This window comes from Cyanobium sp. Lug-B (genome assembly GCF_024345635.1).
In the GTDB taxonomy this organism is placed as follows: Bacteria; Cyanobacteriota; Cyanobacteriia; order PCC-6307; family Cyanobiaceae; genus Cyanobium; species Cyanobium minutissimum.
This window is the reverse complement of the sequence record NZ_JAGQBM010000098.1, coordinates 1-7,504: the sequence shown is the minus strand read 5'-3', so window position 1 is coordinate 7,504 and position 7,504 is coordinate 1. Positions and strand designations below refer to the sequence as shown.

General features: G+C 68.8%; 8 protein-coding genes and 1 pseudogene. 3 read left to right on the top strand and 6 right to left on the bottom strand.

Annotated elements, in window-relative coordinates:
* From KBY81_RS15925 to KBY81_RS15905, 5 genes are all read right to left on the bottom strand, one after another.
* Positions 1-1,977 (bottom strand): endonuclease MutS2 (locus KBY81_RS15925; protein ID WP_254977030.1); only part of this gene is annotated, 1,977 nt, incomplete at its 3' end.
* Positions 1,974-2,405, bottom strand: a complete 432-nt coding sequence (locus tag KBY81_RS15920; protein ID WP_254977029.1) for a VOC family protein — start codon at positions 2,403-2,405, stop codon at positions 1,974-1,976. The genes KBY81_RS15920 and KBY81_RS15925, both read right to left, overlap by 4 nt.
* A gap of 45 nt (positions 2,406-2,450) precedes the next feature.
* Positions 2,451-3,452, bottom strand: coding sequence for a porphobilinogen synthase (gene hemB / locus KBY81_RS15915; RefSeq protein WP_254977028.1), 1,002 nt, complete (start codon positions 3,450-3,452; stop codon positions 2,451-2,453).
* An 84-nt stretch (positions 3,453-3,536) separates the two neighbouring features.
* A complete protein-coding gene (locus KBY81_RS15910) occupies positions 3,537-4,646 on the bottom strand; it encodes a hypothetical protein (RefSeq protein ID WP_254977027.1) in 1,110 nt (369 codons plus the stop codon).
* Positions 4,647-4,705: 59 nt separating this feature from the next.
* Positions 4,706-5,683 carry a J domain-containing protein gene (locus tag KBY81_RS15905; RefSeq protein WP_254973832.1) on the bottom strand — a complete coding sequence of 326 codons (978 nt, stop codon included), beginning with the start codon at positions 5,681-5,683 and terminating at the stop codon, positions 4,706-4,708.
* A 216-nt stretch (positions 5,684-5,899) separates the two neighbouring features.
* On the opposite strand from KBY81_RS15905, the gene KBY81_RS15900 reads away from it, so the two are divergent.
* The 3 genes from KBY81_RS15900 to KBY81_RS15890 all read left to right on the top strand — a co-directional run bounded on the left by KBY81_RS15900 (position 5,900) and on the right by KBY81_RS15890 (position 7,260).
* Positions 5,900-6,319, top strand: a complete 420-nt coding sequence (locus KBY81_RS15900) for a thioredoxin (RefSeq protein ID WP_219904473.1) — start codon at positions 5,900-5,902, stop codon at positions 6,317-6,319.
* A gap of 84 nt (positions 6,320-6,403) precedes the next feature.
* Positions 6,404-6,826 (top strand): PilZ domain-containing protein, encoded by a 423-nt coding sequence (locus tag KBY81_RS16770; RefSeq protein ID WP_396103870.1) that lies wholly within the window; start codon positions 6,404-6,406, stop codon positions 6,824-6,826.
* Positions 6,827-6,975: 149 nt separating this feature from the next.
* Positions 6,976-7,260: a DUF5666 domain-containing protein gene (locus KBY81_RS15890; RefSeq protein WP_254973830.1), complete on the top strand. Its 285-nt coding sequence runs from the start codon at positions 6,976-6,978 to the stop codon at positions 7,258-7,260.
* A 28-nt stretch (positions 7,261-7,288) separates the two neighbouring features.
* On the opposite strand, the pseudogene KBY81_RS15885 reads toward KBY81_RS15890, so the two are convergent.
* Positions 7,289-7,504 (bottom strand): annotated as a pseudogene (locus KBY81_RS15885) (hypothetical protein); the annotation flags it as partial.

The window sequence follows — 7,504 nt, the reverse complement described above, 5'->3', positions numbered from 1 at the left end:
CCGCTCCGGCAGGGGCCGGTGCTGCTGCTCGAGGCGCCGCAGCCGCTGGCCGGCCTGGCGGGCCGTCTCGCCGGCCACCCGCCCGCCGACGCGCACCTCCTGGCCCACCGAGCGCAGCCGCCGGATCAGGCGCCGCACCTCCCCCTGCCCCTCCCGGATTGACAGCTCCAGCCGCTGGCGGCGTTGCTCCTGCAGCTCCGCCGACTGCTCCTTCTGCTGCGACCAGCGCTGCAGCAGCTCCTCGTGCAGCAGCTCGGTGCGGGCCAGCAGGGCCGCCGCCGCCTCGGCCGCCTCCTGCTGGCGCTGGCGCTCCTGCTCCAGCCCCTCAATCACCCGGTTGACGTCCCCCTCACCGCCGGGCTCCAGCTGGGCGGCGGCCACCGCCAGCACGGCGGGGTCGAGGCCCAGGCGGGAGGCGATTGCCAGGGCGTTGCTGCGGCCGGGGATGCCCCACTGCAGCCGGTAGGTGGGCGAGAGGGTCTCCACGTCGAAGGCCACCGACGCGTTCTCGAAGCGGGGATCGGCGTACTTGAGCGCCTTCAGTTCGCCGAAATGGGTGGTGGCGACGGTAAGGCGGGCGCGTTCGGCGAGGTGGCGCAGCAGGGCGGCGGCCAGGGCGCTGCCCTCGGTGGGATCGGTGCCGGCCCCCACCTCATCGAGCAGCACCAGGGAGGCCGGACCCAGGGGCTGGGCCGTCCCCTGGGCGGAGGCCGCTCCTGCCGGCAAGGCCGCCAGAATCCTGGCGATGCGGCGGATGTGGCCGCTGAAGGTGGAGAGGTTCTGCTGCAGCGACTGCTCGTCGCCGATGTCGGCCAGCACCTGGCCGCACCAGGGCAGCCGGGGGGTGCCGGCGCAGGGCAGGAACAGGCCGGCGCGGGCCATCAGGGCCGCCAGCCCCAGGCTCTTGAGGGTCACCGTCTTGCCGCCGGTGTTGGGGCCCGTGATCGCCACCACCCGCAGCTCCGGGCCCACCCGGATGGTCACGGGCACCACCGGCCGGCCGCCCTCGCGCCGCTCCTGCCAGAGCAGCAGGGGATGGCGCAGGTCGCAGAGCTCGAAGGGGGCGTCGGCCGATTCGGCCAGCTCGGGCCGCACCGCCCCCAGCCACTGGCCGTAGCGGGCCCGGGCCAGTCCCGCATCGATCCGCACCAGCACCTGCTGGAGGTGGTCGAGGGGTTCGGCCTGTTCGCCCACCAGGGCGCTGAGCTCACTGCGCACCTCCCGCTCCAGCTCCCGCTCCTGGCCCTCGGCATCCCGGATGCGGTTGCCCAGGGGAATCACCGCCTGGGGTTCCACGTACACCGTGCTGCCGGAGGCGGAACTGTCGTGCACCAGGCCGCCCACCTGGGCGGCGGCGCCGGCCTTCACCGCCAGCACCGGCCGACCGCCCCGCTCGCTCACCACCGTGTCCTGGAGCAGGGAGGCGTAGCGGCGCACCAGCTCCTGCAGCCGATCGCGCCGCTCGCCGCGCAGACCCAGCAGCTGGCGCCGCACCGCCTCCAGGGGGCCGCTGGCCCGGTCCGCCACCCGGCCCCCCTCCTCCAGACAGAAGTGGAGCCGCTGCTCCAGCTCCGGCAGGGTGCGCAGTTCGGCCACCAGGGCCGTGGTGACGGGCCGCAGCTCCGGATCCTCGATCTGGCGCCGCAGCCGCCGCGCCGTCGCCAGGGTCGCGGCCACGGCCAGCAGCTCCTCGCCGCCGGCGCAGCCCCCCTTGGCACAGAGGACCAGGGTGGCGGCGATGTCGCCGGCCCCCTGCAGGCTCAGGCCCCCCTCACAGAGGCCGTCGAGGGCCAGCAGCTCGGTGGTTTCCAGCAGCAGGCGACGGCTTTCGGCCGGGCGATCGGGCAGGCCGAGGCCGGTGCAGTGGCGACGGCCGGCGGCGGTGCTGGCAAAACCGGCCAGATGCTCCGCGAGCCGGGGCCACTCCAGCAGCTCCAGCGTGTCCTGGTGGATCTCGCTCACAGGGGGTGCGCTCACCCCGCCGGAGCCAGGGTGGTGGAGGTGGAGGTAGGGGCGGCGGCGGGGATGGCGTCAGCACCCACGTTGGAGGGGATGCCGGCGGGGGGCTCGTAGAGCATCTCCAGCCAGTTGCCGTCCGGATCCTGCAGGTAGAAGGAGGCAGTGCCGTCGCGGTGGTCGTGGACCGGACCCACCCGGTGGCCCGCCGCCTCGAGCCGGTCGTGCACCGCGTCGACCTCGGCGCGGTCGCTGAAGTGGAAGGCGAAGTGGGGGCCGGCGGCGGTGTAGCCGGGGCTGAGCAGGGCGATGCCGTCGCCGTTGGCGGGTGACTGCATGTAGGCCCAGTCCTGGGCATCCCAGGTGAGGCGCAGCCCCAGCCCCTCGTAGAAGCGCTTGGCACGCTCCATGTCCTGGACCCGCACCGCCACGTGGCCGAGACGCGTCATGGGAGAGGGCAGCGACGGTTCATCGCACCATTCAAGCGGTGCGGCTCAGCCGTCGCGCAGCCACAGGGCGGCGTCGCAGGCGTGGTAGGTCAGGATCAGGTCGGCGCCGGCCCGCTTGAAGCAGAGCAGCGTTTCCAGCACCACGGCCCGCTCGTCGATCCAGCCCCGCTCGGCGGCGGCCTTGACCATGGCGTACTCGCCGCTGACGTTGTAGGCGGCGATGGGCAGCTCGCTCTCACCCCGCAGGCGATGGATCACGTCGAGGTAGGCCAGGCCCGGCTTCACCATCAGGATGTCGGCCCCCTCCTGTTCATCGAGAAGGGCTTCGGTGAGGGCTTCGCGGCCGTTGGCCGGGTCCATCTGGTAGGTGCTCTTGTCCTTGGGGATGGGCTTGGTGCTCACGGCCCGGGGGGCGGAATCCAGCGCTTCGCGGAAGGGGCCGTAGTACGCGGAGGCGTACTTGGCGGTGTAGCTGATGATCCCGACGTGCTCGAAGCCCTCCTCGTCGAGGGCCTCGCGGATCGCCCCCACCCGGCCATCCATCATGTCGCTGGGGCCGATCAGATCGGCTCCGGCCCGGGCCTGGGCCACCGCCTGGCGACACAGCAGGGTGACGGTCTCGTCGTTGAGCACCACCCCTTCGCTGCTGACGATGCCGTCATGGCCGTCGCAGGAATAGGGATCGAGGGCCACATCGGTCATGATCGCCATGGCGGGATGCTCCTGCTTGAGCCGCCGGATCGCCCGGGGAATCAGGCCGCCCTCGTTGAAGCACTCGCTGCCGTCCTCGGTCTTGAGGCCGTCGGCCACCTTGGGGAACAGCACGACGCAGCGGATGCCCAGGTCCCAGGCCCGGCCCACCTCCGCCACCAGCCCCTCCAGGCTCCAGCGCTGGGCGCCGGGCATGGCGCCGATGGGCTCGTTGGAAGCGCCCTCGTGGACGAACAGCGGATAGATGAAATCGGCGGCACTGAGCTGGAACTCCCGCACCATGGCCCTCAGGGCCGGCGTGCGGCGCAGGCGACGGGGACGATACGTGAGATCCATGCCGTGATGAACAGTTTGGCGATCCTAAAGCCCCGCCTTCCGGAGATAGAGATAGCGCCACCGCCCGGAACAGCACCGCTGCCTTCAGGCAAGCCACGCCCAGATGGCGATCAGGACAAAGCCGGCACAGGCCGTCAACTGGAAGACCCGATCCATGCGGTTGATCCTGCGCAAAGCACCGGTACGCTCCTGCTCACTGGCTTCTGAGTAGACGTTCGTACCCCAGAGAAATAGCACAAACAGCACCAGGGAGACGATGTAGGAATAGGCATAGAGACAGTCCAGGAACGTGAGGTAGCTCAACGACGGCAACTCAGCCTTGTAGGACTGCTGGAGAAAGATCAGCGTCAGCAGAGCCGTGGAGGGGATGGCCAGCCTGACATCCCCCAGCTCCCCCACCAGTGAGGGCGCCAGAAGGACAATCAGCATCACGATCAGCAGCGGCAGGATCCAGGTCACGAAGCTGGAGAACAGATCACTCCGCATCACCACTTCCGCAGCCAATCTGGAGTAGTCGAGATCCCCCTGACCCATCCCCCAGTCGGTTCCATAGGAATGGCTGGAGGAGACAAATCTCACATCCTCAATATCATAACCATTGATTGTTGCATAGGCCCCAATCTGACTGCTCCTCGAATCACCATCATGAACAAGAACGACGTTCTTATTCTGGCGGGCGAACGCATCAGGAACCACCTCAAAGAGGATCGGCAGAATCAATCGCTCAAACGGCGATCTCTTCAGATCGACAACCGGAATATAGAAGCTGGCGGAATAGCGAAAAAGCTGATAGAAGCGATCGCCCGGTCGGGCCACCGGCGTCGGGGTATCCGCCTGAATCTGGGCCGAAGAGGAATTGACCTGGTTCGTGAGCTCCACCAACTGCAGTGCTGTGATGCCCTGCTTCTCCAGCAGCTCCTGAACCTCCTTCGGCCACTCCAGCCAGTAGAAGCCCTCGGCGTTGAACATGCGCTGCCGCAACGACAGGCTGTGGAGATTTTCGATGTAGGAACCGAGCGTCACGGCATACCCGCTGCCCCGGGCCAGCTCGGTGCGGGGGTCCACCCGGATCGTCTCCTCCTGGACCAGCTCCCGCGGCATCGGTCCGCGGTCGGGTGCCAGCGTCCGGACGGCCACCAGAACACCGATCAGGAGCACGACCAGCCCCAGCCACCACCGACGCCGTTGACCCATGGCCCCGTAAGCCGCCGCTGGGTTCACTCTGGGGGATCACCAGCGGGAGCGGCTGGCTCCTAGAGGGCCGCGGCGCTGATCCAGTCCTTGCGGGGGTCGACGCTGCGGGCCTGGCGCAGCTGCTCGAGCAGGTCCCGCTCCCGGGGGCTGAGGCTGTCGGGCAGCTTCAGGGTCGGGGTGAACAGCAGATCCCCCCGGCCGTCCCTCACCGGCCAGCCCTTGCCCTTGAGCCGCAGGCTGCGGCCGAGGGTCATGCCCGGGGGGACCTGGATGGTGGCTTCGCCATCGGGGGTGGCCACGCGCACCTCACCCCCCAGGGCCAGTTCGTCGAGGCTGAGGGGAAGCTCGGCCCGCAGCTGGTCGCCGTCGAGACGCCAGACGGGGTGGGGCTGGAGCTTGAGGGTGAGGTAGAGGTCCCCGCGGCGCCCCGTGCCGGGCTGCAGGTTGCCCTTGCCCTTCAGCCGCAGGCGGCTGCCATCCTTGACACCGGAGGGAATGCGCACCTGCACCCGTTCCTCGTTGACGGCGAGGGTGCGCTCGCAGCCGCGGAAGGCATCGGCCACCGGCAGGCTGATGGTGGCCTCGGCGTCGAGCTGCACCTGGGTGGCGCGTTCGGCGCCGGCAGCACCGAAACCGGAGCCGAAGCCACCGGGGAAGCCGCTGCCGAAACCGAAACCGCCGGGCGCTCCGCCCGCGGCACCGCCTCCGAAGCGTCCCAGCAGATCATTGATGAAGTCGTCGAAGTTGCCGTAACGGCCGAAGTCGACATCGACGCCGGGGGCGCCGCCGCCACCGCCGCCCATCTGGTTCCAGTACTGGCCGAACTGCTCATAGCGACGGCGCTTCTCGGGATCGGAGAGCACTTCATAGGCTTCGCTGATCTCCTTGAAGCGGGCCTCGGCGGAGGCGTCGCCGGGATTCACATCCGGGTGGTACTGGCGGGCCAGCTTGCGGAAGGCCCGTTTGATGCCGTCGGCATCGGTGCCCCGTTCCACCCCCAGAACCTTGAAGTAATCGCGGTAACCGTTCACGCTCATCTCGTCTCGCTCATTTCGCCAGGGCGCCCGGTCACCGTCGAACCTGGGAATTGTCCCAGTCCCGTCGCTGAATTCACAAGCCCGGGCAGGGCGGAAGCCCGTACGGCACAGGGGGGCGGCAGCGGAGGGGCGGCCTAGATTTCCGGCCCCTTCGGCCGCTCGATGCGCACCCCTTGTCCCCCCCGATCGCCCCGGCGGTCTTCGGCCCCGACCCTGTTGCTGCTGGGTGGACTGTCCGCCCTGGCAGGAGGGCTGCTGAGTTTCAGCACCCCGGCCCACGGCGGCCAGGCCGGCGCCTCCACCACCCCCACCCTCGGCGAGGCCCTGGCCCCCTCCAGCGGCGATCAGCTGGAGCTGACCGAGCACCTGCGGCGGATCGGGGCCGTGTTCTACGGCGCCTGGTGGTGCCCGGCCTGCTTCCGCCAGAAGAGCCTCTTCGGCCAGCAGGCGGGGGACCGGCTGCCCTACGTGGAGTGCGACAAGACCAGCGAAGGCCGGGAACGCTGCCAGGCGGCCGGCATCAAGGCCTACCCCACCTGGGTCCTGGGGAGCAACCGGGTGGAGGGGGTGCAGACGCTGGAGGAACTGAAGCGCTGGAGCGGCTTCCGCCAGGCACCGGGAACGGGTAACCCCTGAGGGTGGTGAGGGTGCTGCAGAGCACCCGGAAAACCACCTGTCCACTGTCACTGTGAAGGGGGAGATCACAGGTAGACGGGAGGAATGATTTTGGTAGAGTCTGTAAACCACTTCTGCAGAACACTGAAACCCGTCTGGAGCCAATCTCCTCTCCCCAGGGACATGAAGGAGTCACGACTTCCCGTTCGAGAACCCAAATTTTCAGCGCCCTTTTTTCAGATCCTCATTAAAGTCGAGGTGTTTTTTCAGGATCATTGTTATTCCGGCCATCTCTGGGATGTGAGCCGTTCCGGCGCCTGCATCCGCAGCTTTCAGCAGGTTCCCATGGGAACCCCTGCCCAGATTCGCTTCCACGATCCCAGCGATGGTGAAGTCATTGAGGCCAGGGGCGAGCTGATCTGGATGAACCAGCTCAGGGGTGCCCACTACTCGGGCCTCAGGTTTGAAGAGGGTTTCGACATCTCCAAGACATTTCTCAGACTCCTGATCAAGGCGGAGGAGCTCTGACGCCATCGGCGGCCGCCCTCCAGCGGCAGATGGATGTCCAGTCATGACTGGAGCGGGCGCGAGTCACATCCGGTCATGGATGCCCGCTGCGGCCACAGCGTCGAAATCCATACGATCCGGTGGTCCCCGTCGCTTGACGACAAGCAGCCATGAGCCTGCTCCATCACACCCTCGCCGCCAGCCTCCTGCTCGGCACGGTCGCCACGCCTGTACTGGCCGATTCCTCCGATTCCCTCAAAGGCAAGATCCAGTCGGTCGATGCCGGCCGACGCTCCTTTGTCGTCGGGGGCCAGACGCTGCTCACCAATGCGTCCACGGACTACGACGATGGCCTGAAGAGCTTCGCCGATCTCAAACCGGGGATGAAGGTGAAAGTGGAGCACTCCCAGCGTGGCGGCACCCGTTTCGCGAAGGAGATCGAGCTGGACGACTGAGGCCTCCCGGCCTGACCCGCCCGCCCCGTCAGCGCCGGTACATGCCGGCGCCGGGCGCCCCGTAGCCGAGCCCGGGGCGAACCCCGGCCCCGGAAGCGGGCCCGCCGAGACCACCGGGATTGCCCTCCGGCCCCCGCTCCAGGCCCGCCCCGGCCTCACCGAATCCGGCCCCGGGCAACACCCCGGCGCCGGAGGCCGGCCCGCCCACACCCCCGGCCCCCACACCCGGTTCCCGGTCCAGGCC